Here is a 25,322-nt window from a genome sequence, read left to right on the forward strand (position 1 = left end):
CGCTTCTGTGCTGCCTACCCACCTGGAGTAGACAGTGGACAGCGTAGAACCCACACCGGTGGTGTCCGCAAGTGGGGTCACCCGAACGCGGTGTGAGAAATGCAAGAAGTTCGCCCGGCTACTGCCCGGCGACACCGAGTGCTCGACGTGCCTCGGCGCGCTGGCGTTGACGTTCGGCGACATCACCACTCTTGTGATCGAGCGGGGTGGTTGGTGATGCGCGAGAGCTCACGCTGGGTCGACCCAGCACCCCTCGAAGTCGCTCGGCCTCGGCTGCCGTGGTGGACGATGCTGCCCGGCTGGGTCAAGCTCGTAGTTTCTCCGATCGCCTTGTCGTGGCTGCTGATCTGGTTGGCGGCCAGGGTGATTCGGCTCTGCTGGTACTACCCCGTCTTAATGACGCTCGTAGTGGCGGCTCTGTGGCTGGATTGGTGGGCAGGCCACTACTGGACTGGCGCCGTTGCCTCGGTGCTGATCATGGGCTTGTTCGTCTGGTGGTGGCGGTCCGCCGATTCCTACACGCGCTGGTGCCGCTGGTTGCGAACCGAGACGCGACGGCTGACGATCTACGCCTGGGACTGGCGCACAGTCACGCGTCTGTCGAACCTGACCGGAACGTCCAAGGGGCGGGAGTACCGGCCGAAGCTCAAGCGGGTGCGGTCGGAAGGCTGGCGCGACAGAGTCCGCGTCAAGATGATCAAAGGCCAGGCTCCGGAGCAGTGGGCGGAACGTGCGTCCGGGCTGGCGCATTCGTTCCATGCGAACTCGTGCCGAGTGCGGGTGATCAAGCCGGGCCGGATCGAGCTGGACCTGATCCACTCCGATCCGCTCGCACGCCCGGTTCCGCTTCCCGCCATGAACGCGACAGCGGACTTGAGGCGGATCACCGTTGGTCGGACTGAGACGGGTAAGCCGTGGCGAATTCGCTTGCTGGGTAACCAAATCCTCGCCGTCGGCGTCCAAGGCGCCGGTAAGGGTTCATTGTTGTGGTCGGTGGTGTGGGCGCTGGCACCGTTGATCAAAACGGGCATGGTTCGGCTGTACGGGATCGACCCAAAGGGCGGGATGGAGCTCGGGCAATGTCCGGAGGTGTTCCACAAGGTCGTCTACGACAACGGCCTGGACGCAGTGAACTTGTTGGAAGAGATCGCCAACGACGTGCGACAGCGGGCAGGGAATTACCGGGGCTTGCGCCGGTTGTGGACGCGGGAGAGCGGTGAGCCGTTCACGTTGCTGATCGTGGACGAGCTGGCGGACGTGATCGCCTACCAAACCGACAAGAAACTCAAAGAGCGCGCGCAGGCAGCTATCCAGACCATCACCTCGCAAGGCCGTGCGCCCGGGTTCGCCACACTCGCCTTGGTCCAGGACCCGCGCAAGGAGATCGTGCCGTTCCGCAACCTGTTCACCACGCGGATCGCGATGCGGCTAGATGAGCCGACGCAGGTGGACATGGTGCTCGGCGACGGGGTGCGGGAGCGCGGTGCGGAGGCTCATGAGATCTCCGAGCTGACTCCCGGTGTGGCTTGGGCCAAGGAGGACGGCAAACGCGAACCGGCGCGGGCAAGGGCGTTCTACGCGACCGATGACGACTTGTGGGACCTGCGGGCGTATGTCAACGGCTGGTCGTTTGAGGTGCTGCCGTTTCGGGGTGGTGAGGCGGCATGAACACCACTGACGTACTGACCGCTGTGGCCGAGCACCTCGGCGGGTTCGAACTCAACGAACCAGTGCAAGTGACCGTCCGGGCGCTGCGGTCTGAGCCGAGTGCCACAGTGCAGCTGCCGGGCCGATCGCTGCCTGAGTTGGCGGAGGAACTCCTCGCATGGGCGGACACGTTGGACAACGTCACCGCAACCGTGTGGCGGCCACATTGGCCCGATGACGAGCAACTTCACCTCGAAGTCCGCGGTGACTTCACCGACAACACCACGGTCAAAGTCTTCGGCGGCCTGATCAACGGGCCCGACGTTCCCGGCCTCGGCTACGGCTGCCGGATCGAACTGTCCTGGGCACGGTTGCGGGCATGGGCCTCCCTGACCGGGGAGGTGGCGGCGTGACCGAGACACGAGCCGAACGCATGCGCATCCCACTCGCGGCCGACGTCGTGAAGGCAACGGCCGAGCAATACGGCGTGTGCATCCGGCCGTTCACGATGGAGGTCGGCGACCCGGAAACCGGGGAACTGCAATACGTCGCTGTGCCGTGTGGCTCCACTGTGGAGTCGACGTGTGGGCCGTGTGCGAGGAAAGCGCGGGCGCTGAGGATCACGCAGTGTCGGGAAGGCTGGCACCTGGTCGACGAACCCGACTTCACGCCCGACGAGCCAACAGCCGACCAGACAGCGTTGCTAGAGCTGCGGGCAGACCTGTTCACCGAATACAAGCGGGCAGTCGCTGACGGCGAGTTAGACGAAGCGGACGAACTCCGCGAAGAGATCGCCAAGACCGACGATGAACTTCGGCAACTCGGCATGCGTGGCCGACTGCCCTCACCGGATGCCCCGGCCAAGAAGCCGGTCAAGCGGTCCACCAAGCGGCGACAGGATGCACCGGACCTGCCTCGACGGAAGATCGACAAGCGCACGGTCGGACGCGAGTTCGCGGGCAAGTACCGGCCGTCCATGTTCGTCACCCTCACCCTCGACACCTACGGGCGAGTGCGCGAGGACGGCACACCTGTCAACCCGAACACCTACGACTACCGCCGTGCCGCACGCGACGCAGTGCACTTCTCATCCCTCGTGGACCGGTGGTGGCAGAACCTACGACGAGTCGTCGGCTGGGACGTCCAGTACTTCGCCACCGTCGAACCACAGAAACGCGGCGCTCCACACCTGCATGCGGCAATCCGTGGATCCATACCGCATGAGCTGCTGAAACTCGTCACAGCCGCGACCTACCACCAGGTGTGGTGGCCGAACCATGACGAACGCGTCTATCAGGACGGCGAACCACTGCCCATCTGGGACAGCCAACTGAAGGCCTTTGTCGACCCCGTGACTCGGATTCCGCTGCGTGCGTGGGATGAGACGGTTCAAGAGGTCGACGAGCCTGCACATGTCGTCCGCTACGGAGCCCAAGTGCATTCCAAGGGCCTGCTCGGTGGCACCGAAGATGCTGGTCGCCACATCGGTTACTTGACCAAGTACCTCACCAAGTCGGTCGGTGAAGTCGTCGAAGCCACCAGCGAACGCCAAGCGGCACACCACGACCGGCTCCACGCCGAACTCGCCGTGACGCCATGCTCGCCGAAGTGTGCCGTCTGGTTGCTGTACGGCATCAATCCCAAGGGCGCCAACAGCAAGACGGTTCCCGGGCACTGCAAGGGAAAGGCACACCGACGGACCACGCTCGGCCTGCCCGGCCGACGAGTCCTCGTGTCCCGCAAGTGGTCCGGCAAGACCCTCGCCGACCACAAGGAAGACCGGAAGGCCTTCGTCGCCGACATGCTCTCAGCCGTCGGCATCGTCAAACCAGTCACGGACACGTCCCGATTGATCTGGCGCAAGGTCGATCCCAGCGACCAGAACGCACCGCCACGCGACCACCTGCTGATGCATGCCATAGCCGAACGCATCCGATGGCGGGCGGAATACGACTCCGCCTTACTCGCGGCAGATCTTTCGGCAATCGGGCAGGCAGCATGAGCGCAGCTGAGTTCGAGAGCTTGTGGGGAATCGAAGAGGTCTCCGCGTTCCTCGGTATTCCCGTGCACACGATTCGGGGTTGGCGGACCAAGAACTACGGCCCACCTGCCCGGAAGGTCGGCAAACACCTTCGCTACGACCCGGCCAAGGTACGCGCTTGGTTCGAGGACCTCGACCAGGACGACGCGGCCTAACCACTTCGGCAATTCACACCACAGGAGAAGACTGCCATGGCACACGTCCAAGACCGCTGGTTCAAGTACATCCCCGACCCGAAGAATCCCAAGAAAAAGATCCGTCAACAGACCAGCCAACACGGCAAGGGCATGCGGTACAAGGTCCGTTGGCTCGATCCGGACGGCGAGGAGAAATCGAGGTCGTTCCCAGATGGTCAGCTCAAGGCCGCGAAGGATTTCAAGTCGCAGCAAGAGGTAGACATGCTGCGTGGGACCTACGTGGACCCGAAGGCTGGAAAGATCACCGTCGCCAGCTTCGCCAAGAGTTGGCTCGCCGATCTGGATGTCGACGAGCTGTCTCGGGAGAACATGGAAATGCGGTTCCGAAAACGGGTACTGCCCTACTTCGGCAAGTCGGAGCTTGGCGCTGTGAAGCCTTCGGCAATCCGGACCTGGGACCGGATGCTGCGGGAAGACAACCTCTCAGACCGGTATCGGCACACTCTCTTCGGCAACGTGTCGGCGATGTTCACGGCCGCGATCGATGACGGCTTGATCGCGAAGCATCCCTGTCGTGGAAAGTCGATAAAGAAACCCAAGGCGACCCAGAAGAAGGTCGTGCCGTGGCCTGAGGCACGCGTGTGGGAGGTGCAGGCTAATCTGCCGCCGAGATTCGGCGTTCTCGTCGACATGGCAGCCGGTATCGGGATGCGACAGGGCGAGTGTTTGGGCCTGGCGGTCGATGACATCGACTTCCTTCGCGGAATCGTCCACATTCGGCGCCAGGTGAAGACCGTCAGGTACAAGCACGTCTTCGCGCTGCCCAAGCACGACAAGACCCGGGACGTACCGCTCTCGGAGCCGGTGAAGCTCGCGCTGTCGGAGCACATCCGGCAGTTCCCGCCAAAAGAGATCACGCTGCCGTGGGACACCCCGGACGGCAAGCCAGAGACGATCAAGCTGATCGTCACGTCCATGACCGGTATCGAGGTGGCCGCAAACGACTTCAACCGGAACTACTGGAAGAAGTCGCTCAAGGCGGTCGGCATGCCGTACGGCCGTTACGAGAACGGCATGCACGAGCTGCGGCACTTCTTCGCCTCGGTCCTGCTCGACCAGGGCGAGTCGATCAAGGCCGTGGCCGAGTGGCTGGGCCATGCTGACCCGTCGTTCACGCTCAAGATCTACACCCACCTGATGCCCAGCAGCGCAGAACGGACCAAGAGCGTGATCGACGGCCTGTACAAGCGGCGGACGGCCCACGACGGCCCAGAGACGGCCTCAACTGATCAAGTAGCCGAGTAATGCCAGGTAGAAGCCGCTTGGTGCACAGATTGACAAGATCTTCTGGGAGACCAAGCAGGGCTGAGCAGCTTTTCACAGCGGCTGTTTCAAGACGGCGTCAACCGGTCCGGTTGGCGCCGTTCGCTATTTGAACTCGTGCAGCTGGGCCACGCCGAGGGTCTGCTGGGCGCCGAACTGCTCGAACGTGTCGGCCTGCGTGAAGCCGAGGCGGTTCGCGAGCTTCAGGGACCGCTCATTGGCCGATTGGGTCACGACGACCACGGGCTGGTCGGGCAGTTCGGCGGCGGCCGTCCGCAACAACGCCGTCGCCGCTTCGAACGCGAACCCCTTGCCCCAGTCCTTCCGTCGCAGAACGTACGTCAGTTCCAGCTCTGAGCCGCCTTCGATGACGTGGCCGGGCACGTCGTTGGACCGTCGGCCGAGCATCATCGTTCCGACGAACTCAGCGGTCGAATTGTCGGCGATCACGAAGCTGCCGGGGATGACCACTGTGCCGAGATGGTCGAGCAGCTGCTCGACTTCGCTTCGGGGCCTTGGGCCGCCGAGGTGTCTCCGGACTTCGGGATCCGTGAAGATCTCGATGATGCCCTCACGGTCGGCTTCTTGTCCCGGGCGCAGCAGGAGGCGCTCCGTTTTGATCTCCACGGCGGTCAAGGTCATACCGGCCATCTTGCAGAAAAGGGGGCGGCGTCCACCCCCTCGGTGGGCGCCGCCCCTGGTCAAGCGAACGGTGCCCGCGAGGGGCGGGCACCGTTCTGCGACTCAGCAGTACAGGTTGTTGCCCGCGGGCACGCCGAGGATTCCGACGAAGCGGGTGTAGTTGTTCACGCGGCTCTGGACCTGCGCTGGGTTTCGCCCGTTGCATTCCAGCGAACCGTTGATGCTGCGGATCGTCTCGCCGAACCCAGCACCGTTCACCATGGCGTTGTGCGGCGTCATCGTGCCTGGGCCGTTCTGGGTGTTCCAGTACCAGAGGCCGGTCTTCCATGCGACTGCCGCGTCGTTCTGCACCAGCCACGGGTTCGTCAGCAGGGGCAGCCCGAGCGCTATGCCTGCCGCGTTGTAGTTGAAGTTCCAGCTCAGCTGGATCGGGCCGCGGCCGTAGTACGCGGCTTGTCCCGCCGGGCAGCCGTAGGGCTGGGACGCGTCGCAGTAGTGCGGGTAGTTGGCCTGGTTCTGCTCGACGATGTGGACCAGTCCACCCGTCTCGTGGTGCACGTTCGCCAGGAACGCCGCCGCTTCTTGCTTTCGAACGACATCGCTGCCGGTCTTGGCGAAGCCGGGGTACGCCGACAATGCCGCGACGAGACCGCTGTACGTGTAGAACGAGTTGCGGTTGGGGAACATCTGGTTGAACTGCGCCTCGGTGACCACGAAGCCCGAGGGGTCCGGCGGCGGGTTCGTGCCACCGCAGGTGTAGGGCTCCCAGTACCAAGTGCTGATCACCGGGTCGTAGCCCGGGTTGTCGTGCTCCGCGATGTAGTACCGGCCGTCCGTGTATTTCACGATCGCGCCGGCCGCGTAGAACTGCCCGGCTACCCAGTTCGGGTAGTTGCAACTCGATCCCGGCGGCGGCGTCGAGCCACCGCAGACCCCTTGGTCGGCCCACACGGCGGCGGAACCCGGGGTTTCGTTCTGGGTCCACCATTTCGCGGACCAGTTGCGGCCGTTGTGGGAGGCCGTCATGCCTCCCGTGTAGACCTGCGACGCACTCCACGCCGATACACACGCGGGTGCGGCCGTTGCTGATGGCGAGACAACAACCATGGCGCCGATGGCCGCGGACGCGGCCAAGGCCGCCAAGAGGCGGCGTAACAACACGGTCAACTCCTTAGGCAGGGTAAGGAATATCGGCGTCACGTGACTCAGACCACTAAACCTCAATTGGTCTATACCAGTCAACCCTCATGCATAAGGTTCAAGGCCGGCCGCACAGGGAACCCTCGAACATGGTGTTGCAGCTGGTATGGACGTTTCTCACGGCGTTGTCCAGACGCCGTCGCCGCCGAGCGCGCAAGCTCTTACAGGACAACCGTTTTGTAAGGGGTACGACGCAGCTCACACCGCGAACTCCCAGCGCATGACCGGCTACGCTCCTACGATCGGCGGGTGGCAGTCGAAAAAGGCTATGCGGTGTACATCCTCCGCCATGGTGAGACCGAGTGGTCCGCCAGCGGCCAGCACACCAGTGTCACCGACATCCCGCTGACCGCGAACGGTGAACAGCAGGCGCGGCGCGCCGGGCTGGTGATGAGCGCGCTGCGTGGCAGCGCCGTCCCGCCTTACCGTGTGCTCACCAGTCCACGCCTGCGCGCGGTACGCACCGCGGAACTCGCGGGCTTCACCGTCGACGAGAAGCTCGAAGAGCTCGCCGAATGGGACTACGGCGACTACGAGGGCCAGACCACCGCCAAGATCCGCGAAGAGGTACCCGGTTGGACTGTCTGGACGCACCCGTCGCCCGGCGGCGAGGAGGCCAAACAGGTCAGTGACCGCGCCGACGCGGTGCTCGCCCGGGTCAGGGAACTGCTCCCGTGCGGCGACGTGATCCTTGTCGGACATGGACATTTCAGCCGCGTGCTGATCGCGCGCTGGCTCGACCTGCCCGCCACCCACGGTGTCCACTTCGGACTCGACCCGGCCGGTACCGCCGTACTGGACTACGAGCGCGGCGAACCCCGGATCGGGCGATTGAACGTGCCGCCGCTGGACGTCTGAGGCCCCGGAGTACGGTTTGCCCGCGCACGATCTAGTTACGCGAGGAGCAAGCCGATGGGTGCCTGGGGCACGGGTGCTTTCGACAACGACGACGCGGCGGATTTCGCCGGGGACTTGAACGACGCGGCGCCGGCCGACAGACCGGATCTGATCCGTGAGGCGCTGGAAGCCGCCGCCGACAACGAGGACTACCTCGAGGCCCCCGAGGCCAACGCGGCGATCGCGGCCGCCGCGATCGTCGCGTCGCAGCAGCCGGACGGGCCCGAAGTGGATTCGGCGTACGGCCCGGACTTCCTGATCGACGGCGGCAGCATCGACCTGCCCGACGAGTTCGTCGAACTGGCGCTGCGGGCGATCGCCCGGATCCTCTCCGACGAGTCGGAGTGGCGTGACCTGTGGGACGAGGCCGAATCGCTGGACGAAGCGATCACGGCACTCGAACCGATCCGGGCCGCGCTCAACCGCTAGGCCGGACCATCAAGTAACCCTGGTTGGCTGACGGTGCCAGCCAACCAGGACCGGTCCGCAGCACGTCGGCGAACGCGAGCACGCGGTGGTACGCGCACAGCGACTCGCTGACGCCGAGGATCGACGGGGTGTCCATCCCGATCGGCAGCTCGTTCAGGAAGTACTCGCTGGCCATGATCACCTGCTGGACGGTCGGCGATTCGCCGCGGTGCGTCAGATAAGCGCGCGACACCGCGAGACACGATGCCCTGAACCGCTCGTCGCTGTCGAACGCGGTCCGTACAAGGTCTCGTAGCTTCAAGTAACCGGGGTTCTGGTCAAGATCGCACCAGCCCAGCAGATGGGTGTCCGGTTCGGACGCGCCCGCGTCGATCAGCGCGCGCCGCACCCGGTTGCGGACCATCCTGGCCTCTTGCGACACCTTGGCAGCAGCGCGCTCCGGCGAGTAACCGAGAGCGACGAGCGTGTGCGTGCTCGGCCGGTCGGCGACGAGGAAGTGCACGGAGTCGAAGCGCACCAAAGCCCACGACGCCAGCTCACGCAGCCGCGTCTGGGAGAAGAAGCTGTTGAACAGGCTCACGCCGAACAGCATGTGCTTGCCGCCGGCCAGCAGTCGCTGACAGTTCGGCGTAGCAGCGACCGCCTCACACATGCGCTCCACAATGGACTATCCGAACCGGACAGACGAGTCCCCGTTCGGGTTGACTGCCCGTTGCGGAACAAGAAAGCGGGCCCGGGGCAGGGGTCCCGGGCCCGCTTCGACTCGACGGCGGTTACACGCCGGCGATGGACTGGATCCAGCTGCGGTACCGCGTGATGTTGGTGTAGGCGGTACGGGTCGAGCGGTCACTGGTGGACGCGACGCCGACCTGGCGGCCACCGGACATCATCGGGCCACCGGAGTCACCGCCCGCGGTGATGCCGTTGATCCGGCTGGCGCACACGGCGATGCCGCCGCGGTAGTCACTGCAGGACACCGAGGTGACCCGGACGTTGGCGACCTTCAGGTACCGGGACTGGCAGTTGATCTCGGGCTGGTTGGTGCACGTGGCACCCCAGCCGTAGACCTGGACGGTCTGGTTCACCGCGACGTTCGACGTGGTGCCCAGCGGCGAGTAGGTGCCCTGGTAGGGCTGCGAGAGCCGGGCGATGGCCAGGTCGGCCGACGGGTGCTGGGTGATCTGGGCGGCCGTGCGCATCTGGCCACCGCTGGTCTGGTCGAGGCTGCCGATCCGGAACGTGTACGTGCCGCTGCCCGCCACACAGTGCTGCGCAGTCAGGACGTAGTTCGGGGCGATGACGGTGGCCGTGCAGTTCTGCTGGCCGTTGCGGAACAACCGCGCCGCCCACGGGGCGTTGGAGGCGTTGCCGCCACCGATGATCATCGGTGTGACATCGGTGGGCTCCGCGACAGGTGCCGCTGAAGCCATCGGGGCGGCGATGCCCATGACGGAGAGGGTCACTCCCGCCAGGGCCATACCAAGACGCGCGAACTTCATGGAGATCACTCGATTCCGCGGCGGAACACCGCCGCTTGCAGGGTGGAATCAGGGACCTACCTAGGGTCGGCCGTTCGAGTGAGTCCGCGTAACCCGTCGAAAGTCGGGTTGTCTATTTGTTCCCGTTGTCCGAAACGCCGTCTCCGTCGGCCCATATGCGTGACGGGCCACGGAAAAGCAGCACGAGTACCGCGATGCACAACAACGCGGCCGGAACGCCGTACAGCGGCTGGCCCGACGGCACCGCCGCGTAATAGGACACGCCGAGCAGCAGGATCTGGATCGCGGTCGACGGGCCGCGCGCCCAGCGCTTGCCGAGCAGCAGGCCGATGCCGCACGCCAGCACCCCGCCGAAGATCACCACGAAGTAGCCGGCCTCGCCGTAGATGTTCAGCCCCGGCCGCGAGCTGCCGCTGATCAGCAGGACGGCCGCGAACGCGATGCCGGCCAGTCCCTCGATACCGACCAGCAGGCCGGCCGCTTTGACCGTGCCAGGCACGGCTGTGTCACTGGTCACGAAACTTCCTGGTAGCTGGGGGATTGTGACGTTCGGTACGTGGTAACCGATCGTATGCCACCCAGTCGGCCGGTCCCATCGGGCCAGGTTTCGAGCGATGATCCTTACCAGGTCGTCGTCGAGCGGATTGGTCGTCCGGGTGCACTCGTCACGACAGCGAGACCGTGTCAGGACGAAGGGAGCACGATCACTGGCAGTCACCAGATGACGCGGGTGGGTTACCCCACGCCCCTCCATCGAGCCACGTGCTGGGCGGAGACGCCTACGCACTGTTTTACGCTGCGGTCATGCGTGCAGTGCTGGTAGTCAACCCACAGGCGACGGCGACGACGGCCGCCGGGCGGGACGTGCTCGCGCACGCCCTGGCCAGCGAGGTCAAGCTGGACGTCATCGAGACCGACTACCGCGGTCACGCGATGAAGGCCGCGCGCAAGGCCGCCGAGGAAGGTGTGGACCTGGTCGTCGCCCATGGCGGTGACGGCACGGTGAACGAGGTCGTCAACGGCCTGCTCACCGCGGGCTCGCCAGCCCCGATGCTGGGTGTGGTGCCAGGTGGATCGGCGAACGTGTTCGCGCGCGCCTTGGGACTGCCGCGCGATCCGGTCGAGGCGACCGGCGTGCTGCTGACCGCGATCGAGAGCGGCCGGAGCCGGACGGTCGGCCTGGGCCGTGTCTCGTGGCACGACGGCAGCCGGTTTTTCACATTTAACGCTGGAGTCGGCTGGGACGCCGACGTTGTCGCATGGGTGGACCGCAAACGCGGCAAGCAAACCAGCCCGTACCTCTACGCCAGGGCGGCTCTGGCCTGCTACATGAAGCCTTCGCACGGCCAGCCGCAGCTGCAGATCGAAATCCCCGGCGAGCAGCCGCACCAAGGCGGCAGGCTGGCGTTCGTCTCCAACACCGATCCATGGACCTACCTGGGCAATCGTCCCGTCCACCTGAACTCGGAGTGCACGTTCGACGGCGGCCTCGGGCTGTATTCGCTGAGCACGCTGCGTCTGCCGACGGTGCTGCGCGCACTTCGCCAGGCCGTGTCCAAACGGGGAAATCAGCGCGGCGGGAAGGTTCTGCGCCGCGACGACGTTGGGTTGATCCGGGTGACCGCCGAGGAGCCAGTGCGCCTCCAAGTCGACGGTGACCTGGTCGGCGAGCGGACGAACGTCGAGTTCACGTCGGTTCCGAGGGCACTTGTGGTTGCCCTCTGACCGATTGGGTACTTGAGATATCGGGCGTGTGATGCGAGGTCACACTAGGTCCGGTGGATACCTGCTGCCGTCGATCTTTTGGGTGAGTTCACTCACCGGCCACAGAACACCTCTTGACATCCGGCTGGTTCGTGAAAGCATTCACAAGCACCCCGAACGACCGATATGACGACGACTGGCGCGCCGAAGCGCGCCTGGCAAGGAGCTAGGAAAAATGGACTGGCGCCACGAAGCGCTCTGCCGCGACGAGGACCCCGAGCTGTTCTTCCCCGTTGGGAACAGCGGTCCTGCGCTGCTGCAGATCGCCGAGGCGAAGGCCGTTTGCACCCGCTGCCCCGTGACCTCCTCGTGCCTGTCCTGGGCCCTCGAAAGTGGCCAGGACGCAGGCGTATGGGGCGGAATGAGTGAGGACGAGCGACGCGCTCTCAAGCGGCGCAACGCTCGGACCCGGGCGCGCAGCAACGCCTGAGGCTCTGGCTATCCGCGCGATCAAAGCGCTTGAAGGCCCGGTACCGATGCTCTCGGTACCGGGCCTTCAAGTTTTCCGCACGAGTTCGCATCAGCGCCTGTGCGACAACGGAACTCGCAGGACTGCTTCCGTACCACGAGGTTCTCGCCTCCGAAGCGACAACGATCCGCGAAGTTCCGATTCCACAAGGGTTCGGACGATCTGCAGACCCAGCCCGTCGGTGCGCTCCAATGAGAACCCGCGGGGCAAACCCTTGCCGTCGTCGGAGATGACGACGTCCAGCCAGCGCGCGGAACGGTTGGCCGAAATGGTCACTTCGCCGCCCTGACCGCCCGGATATGCGTGCTCCACCGCATTCTGGGCCAGCTCCGCGACGACCATCACGAGCGGTGTCGCCAACTCCGCGGACACGACGCCGAACTGCCCGCTGCGCCGGACTTTCACGTGCGACTCGGCCACCGCGACGTCCCCGACCACCGGAATCACCTTGTCCAGCAGGGTGTCCAGGTCAACCCGTTCGTCGACCGACATGGACAGTGTCTCGTGGACCATCGCGATCGCCGCGACCCGGCGCACGGACTCGGCGAGCGCGGCCTTGGCCTCCGGGCTGTTGGTCCGGCGGGATTGCAGGCGCAGCAACGCGGCCACGGTCTGCAGGTTGTTCTTCACCCGGTGATGGATCTCGCGGATCGTGGCGTCCTTGGACAACAGCGCGCGGTCACGCCGTTTCACTTCGGTCACGTCACGCACGAGCACCAACGCACCAGCCGGGGTGTCCATGGGACGCAACGGAAGCGCGCGGAACAACACCACAGCACCGCGTCGCGACTCGACTTCGGTACGCATGCTCGGCTGACCGTCGATCGCGGCAAGCATCCGTTGCGCGATTTCGGTGGCGTCGAACGGATCCGCGATCAGCGAGCGGGTCAGCGGCGCCAGCCGGACACCGACCAGATCGGCCGCGTGCCCCATCCGGTGATACGCCGAAAGCGCGTTCGGGCTCGCGAAGATGACGGTTCCGTTGGCGTCCAACCGGATCAGGCCGTCACCGACGCGCGGGCTGGTGTGCACGTCGGCGGTCGGCTCGACGCTCGGGAACGTACCGTCCGCGACCATCTGGCACAGGTCGCCGGCACTGCCGAGATACGCGATCTCCAGCGGCGACGGCACGCGCGGCACGGCCAGGTTCGTCTCACGCGACAGCACGCCGATCACGTCGCCGTCGTAGACCACCGGGATCGTCTCGCGGCGCACTGGGACGCCGAGGTACCAATGCGGGTCTTCCTCGCGGCAGACCCGCCGTTCCACCACTGCCCTGCGTAGCTGAGGGTGATCGACCACCTTGATGAAGGTGCCCACGATGTCCTCAGGGTGCGCGGTCGGCGCCGTGGTCGGGCGCGCGTGCGCGACACAGAGAAAATCGCCGCCGAGCCGGTCGGCGGCGTTGTTCTCATGGTCTTCGACGTACGGCACCCACAGCAGGAAGTCAGCGAACGACAGGTCGGAGAGCAACTGCCATTCGGCGACGATCTTCTGCAGGTGGTCGACGGCACCACCGGGCAGTCCGGTGTGCTCGGCCAGCAGGTCAGCGAGTGTGGACAAAGTGTTATTCGACGACGGCGATCAGATCGTGTTCCTGAACGACGTCGCCCTCCTTCACAGCGATCTTGGTGAGCGTGCCCGCGGCCTCAGTGACCACGGGAATCTCCATCTTCATGGACTCGAGCAGTACGACGGTGTCGCCCTGCGCGAGGGACTGGCCCTCGTGTGCGACGACCTTGAGGACGTTCGCGACGATCTCGGCTTCAATCTTCTCGGCCATTGCGCCTCCTACCCCAGGAAACCTCTGCCCAATCCAACCACGGTCCGAGTGCCTCCCGCACACCTGTCACAATGGGCTTACAAAGCAACCATGCAGTAGGAGATTCGCATGTCGAAGCGCGCACGCAAGCGTCGCGACCGCAAAAAGGGCGGCGCCAACCACGGCAAGCGCCCGAACAGCTGAGCGCGAAACGGCCCCAGGGTGATCATCCCTGGGGCCGTTCTCACTGCGTCTTGCGGATCTCTACCTGGGCTTTGGTGACCTCGAGCGAGACACCGCCCTGTTCGACCACGGTCTTGCGGATCGTGGCCCGCAGCCGTTCCTTGAGCGCCTCCGGTGCGTGATCCCCACCGCACTTCTTGGCCAGCAGCTCCTTGAGGTGCTCGTCGATGCCGTACTCGGCGAGGCACGGGCTGCACTCGTCAAGGTGCTGGCGCAGCAGCTCCTTGCGGCCCTTGTCGCACTCGTTGTCGAGGAACAGCCACACCTCGGCCAGCACCTCGGAGCAGTCCGTCTCGTGGTGGTCGCCGCAACTCACGATCCCGACACCTCCGCCCGCACGAAGCCCCGCTCCTTGGCGACGTCGGCCAGCATGTCGCGGAGCTGACGGCGTCCGCGGTGCAGGCGCGACATCACGGTCCCGATCGGGGTCCCCATGATCTCGGCGATCTCCTTGTAAGCGAATCCCTCGACGTCGGCGAGGTAGACAGCGAGCCTGAACTCCTCGGGCAGCCGCTGCAAGGCCTGCTTGACGTCGTCATCCGGCAAGTTGTCCATGGCCTCGACCTCGGCCGAGCGCAAGCCGCTCGACGTGTGGCTCTCGGCCTGGGCCAGCTGCCAATCGGTGATCTCGTCCGTCGGCTGCTGGATCGGCTGCCGCTGCCGCTTGCGGTAGCCGTTGATGTACGTGTTGGTGAGGATGCGGTACAGCCAAGCCTTGAGGTTGGTCCCAGCCGAGAACGACTCGAAGGCGGCGAAGGCCTTCAAGTACGTCTCCTGCACCAGGTCCTCGGCATCGCTCGGGTTGCGGGTCATCCGCAACGCGGCCGAGTACAGCTGGTCAAGCAACGGCATGGCATCACGCTCGAACCGGGCAGCACGCTCCTGCGCACTCTCCGGCTCCTGGTTCACCTGGGTTTCGGTGCCTGGCACCGCGCTCCCTTCCCACCGACCGGTACGGATCCCAGTCGACGCTCGCGACTTCATCGAGGATACGCGGCGTGTGATCAGCCGGCTTGGCGCCTTCTGCGGGGCGATCTCGGTCAGCACGTCCTGGTCAACACGGTGCAAGGCCGCGCCATTCCCGACCGTAAGCTGCCCCACATGGCGGGCAAGGGAACCCCGGGAACAGCGCTGTTGGCGAAACAGAAGGTGCCGCACACCCTGCACTCGTACGCGCACGACCCCCGTGCGGCCTCGTACGGGCTCGAGGCGGCCGAGGCACTGGGACTGGAGCCCACCAGGGTTTTCAAGACGCTGTTGGCCGATGTGGACGGCTCGTTGACGGTAGGAATCGTGCCCGTGACGGCCCAGCTGGACCTGAAGGCGCTGGCCGCGGCGGTCGGCGGGAAGAAGGCCCGGATGGCGGAGGTCGCCGCGGCCGAGCGCGCCACCGGGTACGTCGCCGGCGGGATCTCGCCACTCGGTCAGCGCAAGCGCTTGCCGACCGTTTTGGACAGCTCGGCTCTGGGGTTTGAGACTTTGTTCTGCTCCGCTGGGCGTCGCGGGTTGGAGGTCGAGTTGGCGCCTCAGGACTTGGTTCGGTTGACGGGGGCCGTGGTCGCGGAGATCGCGGCTTGAGGTGTGCTCCGCTTGAGGTTCCGCGCTTGAGGTGCCCCCGCTGAGGTGCCCCGCTTGAGGTGCCCCCGCTGAGGTTCCGCGCTTGAGGCGGCCCCGGCTGAGGTTCCCCGCTGAGGCTCCGCGCTTGAGGCGTCCCAGCTGAGGTTCCCCGCTTGAGGCGCCCCCGCTGAAGTGCCCCGCTTGAGGCGCCCCCGCTGAGGTTCCGCACTTGAGGCGTCCCGGCTGAGGTTCCGCGCGAACGGCCCGTTCGCAAATCTGGTTGTCCACAACCACCCAGTAACCCCTTTGACCTGCCCATATCCCCGATAGACTGGCCAGGGGTCGTCCCCCCGGGAGTGGTGGGGGATGTCCTTTTCTGGGAGTGAGGGTTGGGGGTCGTCAAAAGTCGCTTGGGTGCAGGAAAACGTCGCTTGGTGGGTCTCAGTTGGGGCTTTTCCTGGTGTGAAGGTGACTCTTGGGCGGCAGCACGGGTGGCTCTTTCGAGGTGGCTCTTCGGTGCGGCAGCTCGCCGGTGCAACAGCGCAGGATGGCTCTTCTGGTGTTCAAGAGCCCGGAACAAAGCATCACGGAGACACACCCAGGCAAAATGAGCACAACCCGCGGGGATCGCAGATCAGTCCAGGGGGCGCAGAACCCGCGAAAGCCACTCCTGAACTGTCTGGCACACGCCCTTCACGTCCGCCTTCAAGCTGTGGTCACCGGCGAGCAAAACGACCTCGCGGTGATGCGCGGGCTCGGGGCGCCCGAAAGTGTCCTTGTCGCCCTGAACCACCAGGACCGGCACGTCGACCGCGTCCAACTCGGGCTGCCGGGTCTTCTCGGGCTTTCCCGGCGGGTGCAGCGGGAACGCCAGGCACAGCACCGCCACGGCCTCCCCTTCCGAAGCCGTACGGCAAGCAACCCGCGCACCCGACGACCGGCCGCCGAAAACGAGGGGCAAGTCCACGAACCACCGCTCGGCCAAGTCGTCGACGACGGCGAGCCATGCCTCGTCCAATTGTCCGGCAGGAGCCGGGGCACGCCGCCCGGCGACCCGGTACGGCTGCTCGATCAGCGCCACGTGCACTCCGGCAGCCGTTGCCCCGCGGGTCGCGGCGACCAGGTCGGGTGCGCCGATTCCACCGCCTGCGCCGTGGCCGAGCAGCAGGGCCGCTCGGCCTTCGACGGCGCAGTGCAGTTCCGCGCGGGCCAGGCCGCGCGGCGTCTGGATTTCGGCGGTGGTCATCGGCCTGGGTCGAACAGGGCGGGTTCGTCCTGTTCCGTCGCTGGGGCCAGCAGTTCCGGCCCGTTGTTCTTGACGCTGTTCACCGCGGGCGACACCGGGCGCAGCTCCAACGCCGCGAGGAAGTCCTCCGACGGCGGCGTGATCAGGCCCGACGGGTCCATGTTGTCCGGGTCGAGCCAGGCGTTCCAGCGGTCCGGTGGCATCAGCACCGGCATTCGGTCGTGGATCTGCGCCAACTGGTCCACCGCGGGCATGGTCAGCACAGAACAGGTCACCAACGGCTCACTGTCGGGCTTCTCCTTGTCGCGCCAGACCGTCCACAGGCCGGCCATGGCCAGCGAAGCTCCGTCTTTCCGGGTCGTGAAGTACGGCTGCTTCACCTTGCCGTCGCGCTGCCATTCGAACCAGCCGTCGGCGGGCATCAAGCACCTTCGCTTCGTCCACGAGGTGCGGAACGCCGGTTTCTCCGCCGCGCTCTCCGAGCGGGCGTTGATCATCTTCGCGCCGCCCTTCGGGTCTTTCGCCCACGCCGGGACCAGGCCCCACTTCATCACCCGCAGCGTGCGCTCCGTGGTGGACATGTCGGGCTCGCCGTCCTCGTCACGCGGATGCCGTTGCACCACCGCGACCACGTTCCGGGTGGGCGCCACGTTGTAGTCCGGGCCTTTGATCGCGTCCTCCGTCGCGTCAACGGCGTCGAACTCCGCCGCGAGCGTGGCGGGATTCTTGGTGGACGCGTACCTACCGCACAATTCGACAACACCTCCAAGCGAATCGTGACACGTGCGCGCTGGCCTGGCGAGTGCATGGGGGATCATCGACCCATGACGCAGCCTTGGGTCGCCCCTGTCTCGGCCACGCCGGTCCGTGCCACCGTGTCCATTCCCGGGTCCAAGTCGATCACCAACCGGGCCCTCATCCTGGCCGTGCTGGCCGACGGCCCATCTTCTATCCGTACCCCGCTGCGCAGCCGTGATACCAACCTGATGGCCGCCGCCCTGCGCACGCTCGGCGCGCAGATCACCGACGAAGGCGAAGACTGGCTGGTCACGCCCGCCGCGCTGCGCGGCCCGGCTGACGTCGACTGCGGGCTGGCGGGCACCGTCATGCGGTTCCTGCCCCCGGCCGCTGCCATCGGGCAGGGCGAGATCCGGTTCGACGGCGACGAGCAAGCGCGTGACCGTCCGATGGGTACGATCCTGGACGCGTTGCGCGGCCTCGGTGCGGACATCACCGGCGACCGGCTTCCGTTCACGCTCCACGGAAAAGGCTCGCTGCCTGGCGGCGAGGTCACTATCGACGCGTCGGCTTCGTCGCAGTTCGTGTCCGGGCTGTTGCTCTCCGGTCCCAGATACGACAAGGGTTTGACGGTCCAGCACGACGGCAAGCCGGTTCCGTCCATGCCGCACATCGAGATGACCGTGCAGATGCTGCGGGCCGCAGGCGTGGACGTGAACGACTCCGAGACGAACACCTGGCACGTGCAGCCCGGCTCGATCCGGGGCAGGGAATGGGTCGTCGAGCCTGATCTGTCCAACGCCACGCCGTTCCTGGCCGCCGCGGCGGTCACCGGCGGGCGCGTGACGATCACCGGCTGGCCGTCGCAGACCACTCAGCCCGGCGACGACATCCGCGGCATCCTTGAGCAAATGGGGTGCGATGTCGAGCTGGACGCCAACGGGCTCACCGTGACCGGCCCTGACCGACTGTCCGGTGTGGACGCCGACTTGCATGAGGTCGGCGAGCTGACGCCGACCATCGCAGCGCTGGCCGCGTTGGCGGACGGCAAGTCCGTGCTGCGGGGGATCGCGCATCTGCGTGGCCACGAAACGGATCGGTTGGCCGCGTTGGCCGAAGACCTCAACGGCCTCGGCGGAGACGTCGAAGAAACCGAAGACGGGCTGGTCATCCGGCCACGGGCGTTGCACGGCGGTGGCTGGAAGGCCTTCGCCGATCACCGGATGGCCACCGCGGGCGCGATCCTCGGCCTGGTCGTCACGGGAGTCGAGGTGGACGACATCGCCACGACGAACAAGACCATCCCGGACTTCCCCGGATTGTGGGCCCAGATGCTCGGCGGAGGCCAGTGACGTGAGCCCGCGGGACCGGCGCCGCGACTGGAGCAGGCTCGACGAGTCGGACGTGCGCGTCCGCCCAGGTCGTGGCACGAGGCCCCGGACGAAAAGACGTCCTGAGCACGCCGACGCGGTCACGGCGATGGTCGTCGGCAAGGACCGCGGGCGGTGGACGTGCGCGCTCGGCGGTGACCCCAAGCAGATCGTGGTCGCGATGCGCGCACGGGAACTGGGCCGCACGCCGGTCGTCATCGGCGACAACGTCGACTTGGTCGGTGACACGAGCGGCAAGCCGGACACGCTCGCGCGCATCGTGCGCGTCGCGGACCGCACTTCGGTGCTGCGACGCACAGCGGACGACACGGATCCGTTCGAACGTGTCGTCGTCGCGAACGCGTCACAGTTGTTGATCGTGGTCGCGTTGGCGGATCCGCCGCCCAGGACGGGTTTCATCGACCGCGCGCTCGTCGCGGCGTACGCGGGCGGCCTCGAACCCGTGCTGTGCTTGACCAAATCGGACCTGGCGAGCCCGGACGAGATCATCGCGGCCTACGCCGAGCTGGCCCTCCCGGTCCTGGTGACCAGGCAGGACGAGGAGCCAGAAGCGATCGCCGACCAGCTGCACGACCAGGTGACCGCGCTGATCGGGCACTCCGGCGTCGGCAAGTCGACGCTGGTGAACAAGCTCGTGCCGGACGCCGACCGGGAAACCGGCGTGGTCAGCGCGGTCGGCAAAGGCAGGCACACGTCGGTCACCGCGGTCGCGCTTCCGTTGCCCGACGGCGGCTGGGTGATCGATACGCCCGGAATCCGCTCGTTCGGCCTCGCGCACATCGAGCCTGACGACATCGTTGCCGCTTTTCCGGAATTCGTCGAAGCCGCTGAAGAATGTCCGTCCGGTTGCGGGCATTTGGGCCCGCCGGAGGATGCCGGTTGCATGCTGGACACCGTTGTCGCTGATGGGAGCGCCAGCCAAGGCAGGCTGGAATCACTACGGCGTCTTCTTTCGTCACGCGCTGGTATCGACGAATCACCCCGCGAGCAAGTCGGCGAATAGCGCCCTTCGCCCACTTTTCCCGACGGCTGCTGCTAGCGTGTTTGATCCGTACGCACTAGCTGGGGTTAGGACAGAAGTATGCGCAAGACCGGGATTGTGGCCGCGAGCGTGGCGCTCGCACTGACCGTGGTCGGCTGTGCCAGCAAGGAAACAGGCATACCACTGGCCGCAGGCGGAACCTCCTCCGCGCCCACCGTCGAAGGCGAGACGAAAAACCTCGGCAGCGCCTCCGAACTGGCGAACGCGATCAACAACAAGAGCGACGCCAAGAAGAGCGCCAAGATGACGTTCACCACCGGTGTCGCGGGCCAGTCCTTCAAGGGCGAAGGCGCGTTCAACGCCGACGGCGACAACTCCGCCATGCGGATGACGATGGACATCGGCAGCATGAAGATGGAGATCATCCTGGTGGACAAGGTGATCTACATGAAGATGCCGCCAGGTATGGGCGGCGCGGCAGCGGGCACCCCCGGCAAGCCGTGGACCAAGATCACGCCGGGCGGTGACGACCCGCTGTCCAAGCAGATGACGCCGATGCTCGAGAACATCGACGACAGCTTCGACATCGGCATGCAGATCGACCGGATCAAGTCGGCAGGCACGATCAACAAGACCACGAAGGAGCAGCTGGACGGCGAACAGGTGACGCACTACGCCATCACCATCGACACCGCCAAGCTGGCTCAGAACGCGCCGACGCCCGAGGCCAAGGAATCGGCCAAGACGCTCGGCTCGATCGGTGTGAAGTCGTTCGACATGGACTGGTGGATCAACTCCGACGACCTGCCGGTGAAGATCACCAGCCTGATCCCCGGCCCGAACAACATGAAGGTGACCATGGAGGCCACCTACAAGGACTGGGGCCAACCGGTCGACGTCAAGGCACCGCCCGCCGACCAGATCGCCAACTGAGCTGAGGATTTCTGCCCCCACAGTGGGTTTCGGAGCATCTGACGCTCCACAGGGCCACTGTGGGGGCACTTTTGTGCCCGAACGCGACCTTGGGCGCGGTGGCCCTGGGGCGGCGCTTCATCCGGGCGCGCTTCATCCGGCTGCGCCTCATTCAGGCTGCGCCTCATACAGGCAGCGTTCACCGCACCAGCAATTCCCGAGGGGGACCCCCGAATTTCACGTTACTCCAGGGGTCCGACAGTTTCGGGTTCGCGCAGCTCAGCTCAGCGGCGGTGTCCGGACATGCGGCATCGCACCATGAATTCCCCAGGGGGTCCCCCTGATTTTCACGCTATCAGTGGGGTACGACAGTTCCGGAGTGGTCGACGGTTGCGGGCTTGAGGTTGGCACGCAGCCTTGCACTCAACCGTGACGTGCTGGCGGACTTGAAGTTCCGCACGCAGGCCCGCAGCTAACCGTGACGTGCGTCCTGCAGGGCTTGAGGTTCGTACGCAGCCTTGCACTCAACCGTGACGTGCTGGCGGACTTGAAGTTCGCACGCAGGCCCGCAGCTAACCGTGACGTGCGTGCTGCAGGGCTTGAGGTTCGTGCGCAGCCTTGCACCCGACCGTGCTGGCAGGTTCGAGATTGGCCGCAGGCCCGCACCCGACTGTCGCACGGTGGCGGATTTGAAGTGCGCGCGCAGGCCCGCACCCGACCTTCGCGTGCTAGCGGGCTTGAGATTGCCGCGCAGCCTCGAACCCGACGTTCTCGGGTTCGCGCAGCCCCGCGATGGCGCCCAGACACGCGCCATCGCACCAAGAATTCCCCAGGGGGACCCCCTGATCTTCACGTTACCAAGGGGGTCCGACAGTTCTGGGTCCGTGCAGGTCAGCCCATGTGCGGGTACGTGTGGTCGGTTGGCGGGACGAAGGTCTCCTTGATCGAGCGCGGGCTGATCCAGCGCTGCAGGTTGAAGATCGAGCCTGCCTTGTCGTTCGTGCCCGATGCCCGGCTGCCGCCGAACGGTTGCTGCCCAACGACTGCACCGGTCGGCTTGTCGTTGACGTAGAAGTTTCCGGCCGTGAACCTCAGCGCCCGCTGGGCTTCCTCCACCGCGTGCCGGTCTGTCGCGAACACCGCGCCTGTCAAACCGTACGGAGAAGCGGAGTCCACGGCTTCGAGGATCTTCGGGAAGTCCGCGTCGTCGTACACGTGCACCGCGAGGATCGGGCCGAAGTATTCGGTCCGGAACACGTCGTCGGTGGGGTCGTCGCCGACGAAGATCGTTGGCTGCACGAAGAATCCCACACTGTCGTCGGCCGCTCCGCCGGCCAGCACCTCCAGTTTGCCCTCCGCCCGCACCCGGGAGAACAACTCCGAGTGTTTGGCGAACGCGCGCGAGTCGATCACCGCGCCGCCGAAGTGCGAGAAGTCCGTGACATCGCCGTAGGACAAGGATTTCGTCACGTCCACAAGGCGATCACGAACACCGCCCTCCCACAGCGACCGCGCCACGTAGGCGCGTGACGCCGCCGAGCACTTCTGGCCCTGGTACTCGAAAGCCCCGCGCACCAAGCCGGTCACCAACGCCGAAGGATCCGCGGAGCCATGCGCCACAACGAAATCCTTGCCGCCTGTCTCCCCGACGATCCGTGGGTACGCGCGGTACGTGTCCAGGTTCTCGCCGATCGTGCGCCACAGGTACTTGAAAGTCCTGGTGGATCCCGTGAAATGCAGTCCGGCGAAGTCCGGGTCGGTCAACGCGACCTCGCTGACCGCGGGCCCGTCGCCGGTCACCAGGTTGATCACGCCGGGCGGCAGACCGGCGGCTTCGAGCAAGCGCATGGTGTGGTGCGCGGCCAAGGACTGCGTCGGCGACGGCTTCCACACCACCGTGTTGCCCATCAACGCGGGCGCTGTCGGCAGGTTTCCGGCGATCGCGGTGAAGTTGAACGGCGTGATCGCCACAACAAACCCGTCGAGCGGCCGGTGGTCGAACCGGTTCCACATCCCTGGGCTGGATTCCGGCTGTTCGGCGAGGATCCGGCGGGCGAACGAGACGTTGAACCGCCAGAAGTCGATCAGCTCGCAGGCACTGTCGATCTCGGCCTGCTGCACCGACTTCGACTGACCGAGGATGGTCGCCGCGTTCAGCTTGTCGCGCCACGGCCCGGAAAGCAGGTCCGCGGCACGCAGCAGGACCGCCGCGCGCTCCTCGAAAGGCAGGTCACGCCACGCGGGCGCGGCGGCTTTGGCTGCCGCGACGGCTGCGCGGACGTCCTCGTGCGTGGCCTGCGCGGTCTGACCGAGGACGTGTGCGCGGTCGTGCGGCTGGACGACGTCCACCCGGTCGCCGCCTGCCATCCGCTCCTCGCCGCCGACGGTCATGGTGAGCTCGGTCTGTTCGCCTTCCAAGGCCGCGATGGCGGCCTGGAGTGACTCGCGTTCCGGTGTACCGGGGGCGTATGGCCTGATCGGCTCGTTGCGGGCTTGTGGCACGGCCGAGACGGCGTCCATCGAGCGCTCCTCTACATCAGCTCCAGCAAGAACGGCAGCTCCTGGGTGGCGTACCAGGCCAGTTCGTGGTCCTCGGCGTCACCCAACACGAATTCTGCGTCCTCATCGCCCATGTCCGCAGCGTCAATCACCGCGACGGCCTTGGCCACGGCGTCCTCCGCGTCGGATGCGTCCAGGTGGATGGCCTTGATGTCCTTGAGCAGGATCGGGCCGGACACCCGGACCACCGAGTGGTCCAGGTCGGGTCGCAGGGTCACGCCGTCCGCGTCGGCCGCGATCACCACCCGGCGGCGCATCGCCTCCGGGTCGGCGTTCAACAACCGCAGCGACGCGCGGGCCGCGTCGGCCATCGCGACGTACTCGAGGTCCTCGGCGGAGCCCTCGGTGTACGACTCGCGCAACGCGGGGGTCAGCGCGAACGCGGTGCCGTTCAACGGCTTGAACTCACCTGCCGTGTTGAGTTCGTGCAGCATCGTGACCGTGGCAGGAAGGTAGACCCGCACGACTTCACACCCTTACCGTAGAAAGCAGTTCTTCCAAGGACTCCTCGACCATCCTGGCCAGGTTGTCCACATCGGACATGGCGCCCCGGTCCCCGTTGAGTCCGAAGTAGACGCCACCGTCGTACGAGGTGACCCCGATCGCCAGCGCCTGGTTGCGCACCAGCGGGACGACCGGGAACATCTCCATCATCTTGGCGTTGCCCGCGTACAGCGACTCCTGCGGGCCCGGCACGTTGGTGATCACCACGTTGAAGATCTTGCGGGAGAACGAGCCCGCGGCCCGTGCGCCGAGCGAGTGCAACGTCGGCGGGGCGAACCCGCTCATCCGCCGCAACGCCCCAGCCGCGACCTTGGTCGCCGAGTCGTTGTGGATCCGCATGGCGTGGCTGACGTGGTGCAACCGCACAACCGCATTCGGCTCGCCCACAGGCAGGTCAACCAGCTTGGCCGTGACCGTATTTCCGAGCATCCCCGGCACGGTCTCGTCAGACTCGTCTTCCCGCACGGCTAAGGGAACTAACGCGCGCAGCGTGGTCGACGACGTGACCGACTGACCGCGCGAGAGAAGCCACGTCCGCAACGCGCCCGCGAGCGTCGCCAAGACCGCGTCGTTGACCGTGCAGTTGTGTTCGTTGCGGATCGCACGGAAGTCCTCAAGGCTGGTCCGCGCTACGGCGAACCGTCGCTGCGGCGAGATTCGTACGTTCAACGGGCCGCTCGGCGCCGTACTCGCCGTACCGATCGCCGTGACCAGGCCGCCTGCCGTATCGGCGATCCGCTGGACGAGCGTGCTGGAGAACAGGTCACCTGCGGCCGCACGGGCGTTCTCGACCAGCTCGCGCGGGCTCTGCACGGCATCGGCGAGCGCGTCGAGCAGGAGTTTTGTCGACGTCGGCGGGCGCTGCGGGATCCACGCGCCGTCGCTGTTGTGGCCGACCTGGGGGGACGTGTCCAGGATGAGCTGGCCGATGTCGATCGTGCCGATCCCGTCGACCAGGGCGAGATGGGTCTTGGTGACGATCGCGAACCGGCCCTTCACGAGGCCTTCGACCAGGTAGGTCTCCCACAACGGCCTGGTCGGGTCCAACGGCCGGGACATCAGCCGTGCGACCAGGTCGTGCAATTGGTCGTCGTTGCCCGGACGCGGCAGCGCCGAACGCCGCACGTGATACGTCAGGTCGAAGTCGGCGTCGTCCACCCACACCGGCCTGGCCAGGTGACCCGGCACGGACACCACCCGCTGGCGGTAGCGCGGGATCAGGTCCAGCCGCTGCTCGATGATCCTGACCAGCTCGTCGTAGTCGAACCCGCCACGCGGCCGACGGAACACGGCGACCCCGCCGACGTGCATCGGCGTCGCCTGGTCCTCCAGGTAGATGAACGACGCGTCCACCGCAGACAGGCGATCCGGCATGCCCTG

The 25,322-nt window shown here is 66.1% G+C and carries 29 protein-coding genes; 15 read left to right on the forward strand and 14 right to left on the reverse strand.

Translation table 11 applies throughout. From position 1 onward, the window contains the following. Nucleotides 1-34 precede the first annotated feature (34 nt). From B9C43_RS55515 to B9C43_RS10815, 6 genes are read left to right on the forward strand one after another with little or no spacing between them, the layout of a single operon-like run. Nucleotides 35-217, forward strand: coding sequence for a hypothetical protein (locus B9C43_RS55515; protein ID WP_143446273.1), 183 nt, complete (start codon nt 35-37; stop codon nt 215-217). Beyond that, nucleotides 217-1,668, forward strand: coding sequence for an FtsK/SpoIIIE domain-containing protein (locus tag B9C43_RS10795; protein WP_084425885.1), 1,452 nt, complete (start codon nt 217-219; stop codon nt 1,666-1,668). The genes B9C43_RS55515 and B9C43_RS10795 overlap by 1 nt, the downstream gene beginning before the upstream one ends. Continuing rightward, on the forward strand, nt 1,665-2,060 hold the full coding sequence (locus B9C43_RS10800; RefSeq protein WP_084425887.1) for a hypothetical protein: 396 nt from the start codon (nt 1,665-1,667) through the stop codon (nt 2,058-2,060). The genes B9C43_RS10795 and B9C43_RS10800 overlap by 4 nt, the downstream gene beginning before the upstream one ends. After that, nucleotides 2,027-3,649 carry a replication initiator gene (locus B9C43_RS10805; RefSeq protein ID WP_200825527.1) on the forward strand — a complete coding sequence of 541 codons (1,623 nt, stop codon included), beginning with the start codon at nt 2,027-2,029 and terminating at the stop codon, nt 3,647-3,649. Before B9C43_RS10800 ends, B9C43_RS10805 begins: the two co-directional genes overlap by 34 nt. After that, nucleotides 3,646-3,843, forward strand: a complete 198-nt coding sequence (locus B9C43_RS10810; RefSeq protein WP_033381953.1) for a helix-turn-helix domain-containing protein — start codon at nt 3,646-3,648, stop codon at nt 3,841-3,843. The genes B9C43_RS10805 and B9C43_RS10810 overlap by 4 nt, the downstream gene beginning before the upstream one ends. 36 nt (nt 3,844-3,879) lie before the next feature. Further along, nucleotides 3,880-5,130, forward strand: coding sequence for a tyrosine-type recombinase/integrase (locus tag B9C43_RS10815; RefSeq protein WP_084425889.1), 1,251 nt, complete (start codon nt 3,880-3,882; stop codon nt 5,128-5,130). A 123-nt stretch (nt 5,131-5,253) separates the two neighbouring features. On the opposite strand, the gene B9C43_RS10820 is transcribed toward B9C43_RS10815, so the two are convergent. Continuing rightward, the gene (locus B9C43_RS10820) at nt 5,254-5,790 is read right to left on the reverse strand and encodes a GNAT family N-acetyltransferase (protein WP_033381951.1); all 537 of its coding nucleotides are present in this window, start codon (nt 5,788-5,790) and stop codon (nt 5,254-5,256) included. Nucleotides 5,791-5,892: 102 nt separating this feature from the next. Then, entirely contained in the window at nt 5,893-6,951 is a 1,059-nt protein-coding gene (locus B9C43_RS10825; protein ID WP_143446275.1) for a glycoside hydrolase family 19 protein, read from the reverse strand. Nucleotides 6,952-7,239: 288 nt separating this feature from the next. Here B9C43_RS10825 and B9C43_RS10830 point away from each other — a divergent pair, with 288 nt between their 5' ends. Further along, nucleotides 7,240-7,848, forward strand: a complete 609-nt coding sequence (locus B9C43_RS10830; protein WP_084425891.1) for a histidine phosphatase family protein — start codon at nt 7,240-7,242, stop codon at nt 7,846-7,848. Between the two features lie 54 nt (nt 7,849-7,902). Continuing rightward, the gene (locus B9C43_RS10835) at nt 7,903-8,316 is read left to right on the forward strand and encodes a DUF4259 domain-containing protein (RefSeq protein ID WP_084425893.1); all 414 of its coding nucleotides are present in this window, start codon (nt 7,903-7,905) and stop codon (nt 8,314-8,316) included. Here B9C43_RS10835 and B9C43_RS10840 read toward each other — a convergent pair. From B9C43_RS10840 to B9C43_RS10850, 3 genes are all read right to left on the reverse strand, one after another. Further along, entirely contained in the window at nt 8,306-8,968 is a 663-nt protein-coding gene (locus B9C43_RS10840) for a tRNA-dependent cyclodipeptide synthase (RefSeq protein WP_084425896.1), read from the reverse strand. The genes B9C43_RS10835 and B9C43_RS10840 overlap by 11 nt on opposite strands. Before the next feature lie 121 nt (nt 8,969-9,089). Further along, nucleotides 9,090-9,815 (reverse strand): S1 family peptidase, encoded by a 726-nt coding sequence (locus B9C43_RS10845; RefSeq protein ID WP_033381947.1) that lies wholly within the window; start codon nt 9,813-9,815, stop codon nt 9,090-9,092. Between the two features lie 112 nt (nt 9,816-9,927). Continuing rightward, nucleotides 9,928-10,332, reverse strand: a complete 405-nt coding sequence (locus B9C43_RS10850; protein ID WP_084425898.1) for a hypothetical protein — start codon at nt 10,330-10,332, stop codon at nt 9,928-9,930. A 287-nt stretch (nt 10,333-10,619) separates the two neighbouring features. Between B9C43_RS10850 and B9C43_RS10855 the strand changes: the two genes are divergently transcribed. Both B9C43_RS10855 and B9C43_RS10860 read left to right on the forward strand, forming a co-directional pair. Further along, nucleotides 10,620-11,540, forward strand: a complete 921-nt coding sequence (locus B9C43_RS10855; protein WP_033381945.1) for a diacylglycerol/lipid kinase family protein — start codon at nt 10,620-10,622, stop codon at nt 11,538-11,540. A gap of 214 nt (nt 11,541-11,754) precedes the next feature. Next, entirely contained in the window at nt 11,755-12,009 is a 255-nt protein-coding gene (locus B9C43_RS10860) for a WhiB family transcriptional regulator (RefSeq protein ID WP_033381942.1), read from the forward strand. Nucleotides 12,010-12,099: 90 nt separating this feature from the next. Here B9C43_RS10860 and B9C43_RS10865 read toward each other — a convergent pair whose 3' ends face one another. Then, on the reverse strand, nt 12,100-13,611 hold the full coding sequence (locus tag B9C43_RS10865; RefSeq protein WP_084425900.1) for a sensor histidine kinase: 1,512 nt from the start codon (nt 13,609-13,611) through the stop codon (nt 12,100-12,102). A 4-nt stretch (nt 13,612-13,615) separates the two neighbouring features. Next, nucleotides 13,616-13,831: a biotin/lipoyl-binding carrier protein gene (locus B9C43_RS10870; protein WP_084425902.1), complete on the reverse strand. Its 216-nt coding sequence runs from the start codon at nt 13,829-13,831 to the stop codon at nt 13,616-13,618. A gap of 108 nt (nt 13,832-13,939) precedes the next feature. On the opposite strand from B9C43_RS10870, the gene B9C43_RS60095 reads away from it, so the two are divergent. Then, the gene (locus B9C43_RS60095) at nt 13,940-14,014 is read left to right on the forward strand and encodes a 50S ribosomal protein bL37 (protein WP_370591786.1); all 75 of its coding nucleotides are present in this window, start codon (nt 13,940-13,942) and stop codon (nt 14,012-14,014) included. A gap of 40 nt (nt 14,015-14,054) precedes the next feature. On the opposite strand, the gene rsrA is transcribed toward B9C43_RS60095, so the two are convergent. Further along, complete coding sequence (gene rsrA / locus B9C43_RS10875) at nt 14,055-14,369, reverse strand: mycothiol system anti-sigma-R factor (RefSeq protein ID WP_033381939.1); 315 nt, start codon at nt 14,367-14,369, stop codon at nt 14,055-14,057. After that, nucleotides 14,366-15,037, reverse strand: a complete 672-nt coding sequence (locus tag B9C43_RS10880; RefSeq protein ID WP_380142783.1) for a sigma-70 family RNA polymerase sigma factor — start codon at nt 15,035-15,037, stop codon at nt 14,366-14,368. Before B9C43_RS10880 ends, rsrA begins: the two co-directional genes overlap by 4 nt. Before the next feature lie 117 nt (nt 15,038-15,154). Here B9C43_RS10880 and ybaK point away from each other — a divergent pair, with 117 nt between their 5' ends. Further along, nucleotides 15,155-15,631, forward strand: a complete 477-nt coding sequence (ybaK, locus tag B9C43_RS10885; protein ID WP_084428008.1) for a Cys-tRNA(Pro) deacylase — start codon at nt 15,155-15,157, stop codon at nt 15,629-15,631. A gap of 613 nt (nt 15,632-16,244) precedes the next feature. On the opposite strand, the gene B9C43_RS10890 is transcribed toward ybaK, so the two are convergent. Both B9C43_RS10890 and B9C43_RS10895 read right to left on the reverse strand, forming a co-directional pair. Continuing rightward, a complete protein-coding gene (locus B9C43_RS10890; protein ID WP_033392572.1) occupies nt 16,245-16,856 on the reverse strand; it encodes an alpha/beta hydrolase family protein in 612 nt (203 codons plus the stop codon). Beyond that, nucleotides 16,853-17,608, reverse strand: a complete 756-nt coding sequence (locus B9C43_RS10895) for an SOS response-associated peptidase (protein ID WP_084425903.1) — start codon at nt 17,606-17,608, stop codon at nt 16,853-16,855. The genes B9C43_RS10890 and B9C43_RS10895 overlap by 4 nt, the downstream gene beginning before the upstream one ends. A gap of 72 nt (nt 17,609-17,680) precedes the next feature. Here B9C43_RS10895 and aroA point away from each other — a divergent pair, with 72 nt between their 5' ends. From aroA to B9C43_RS10910, 3 genes are all read left to right on the forward strand, one after another. After that, on the forward strand, nt 17,681-18,946 hold the full coding sequence (gene aroA / locus B9C43_RS10900) for a 3-phosphoshikimate 1-carboxyvinyltransferase (RefSeq protein WP_084425905.1): 1,266 nt from the start codon (nt 17,681-17,683) through the stop codon (nt 18,944-18,946). Between the two features lies 1 nt (nt 18,947). Further along, nucleotides 18,948-19,988, forward strand: a complete 1,041-nt coding sequence (gene rsgA, locus B9C43_RS10905; protein ID WP_084425907.1) for a ribosome small subunit-dependent GTPase A — start codon at nt 18,948-18,950, stop codon at nt 19,986-19,988. 78 nt (nt 19,989-20,066) lie between these two features. Then, nucleotides 20,067-20,900 (forward strand): SCO4651 family lipoprotein, encoded by an 834-nt coding sequence (locus B9C43_RS10910; RefSeq protein ID WP_084425909.1) that lies wholly within the window; start codon nt 20,067-20,069, stop codon nt 20,898-20,900. Between the two features lie 870 nt (nt 20,901-21,770). Here the strand turns inward: B9C43_RS10910 and pruA are convergent. The 3 genes from pruA to B9C43_RS10925 are packed head-to-tail and all read right to left on the reverse strand — an operon-like array spanning nt 21,771 to nt 25,316. Further along, entirely contained in the window at nt 21,771-23,399 is a 1,629-nt protein-coding gene (pruA, locus tag B9C43_RS10915) for an L-glutamate gamma-semialdehyde dehydrogenase (RefSeq protein ID WP_084425911.1), read from the reverse strand. Between the two features lie 11 nt (nt 23,400-23,410). Next, the gene (locus tag B9C43_RS10920) at nt 23,411-23,902 is read right to left on the reverse strand and encodes a DUF6912 family protein (protein WP_084425913.1); all 492 of its coding nucleotides are present in this window, start codon (nt 23,900-23,902) and stop codon (nt 23,411-23,413) included. Nucleotides 23,903-23,906: 4 nt separating this feature from the next. Beyond that, nucleotides 23,907-25,316, reverse strand: a complete 1,410-nt coding sequence (locus B9C43_RS10925; protein WP_033392575.1) for a WS/DGAT/MGAT family O-acyltransferase — start codon at nt 25,314-25,316, stop codon at nt 23,907-23,909. Between the last annotated feature and the right edge of the window lie 6 nt (nt 25,317-25,322).

Source organism: Kibdelosporangium aridum (genome assembly GCF_900176515.1).
GTDB classification, from domain to species: Bacteria; Actinomycetota; Actinomycetes; order Mycobacteriales; family Pseudonocardiaceae; genus Kibdelosporangium; species Kibdelosporangium aridum.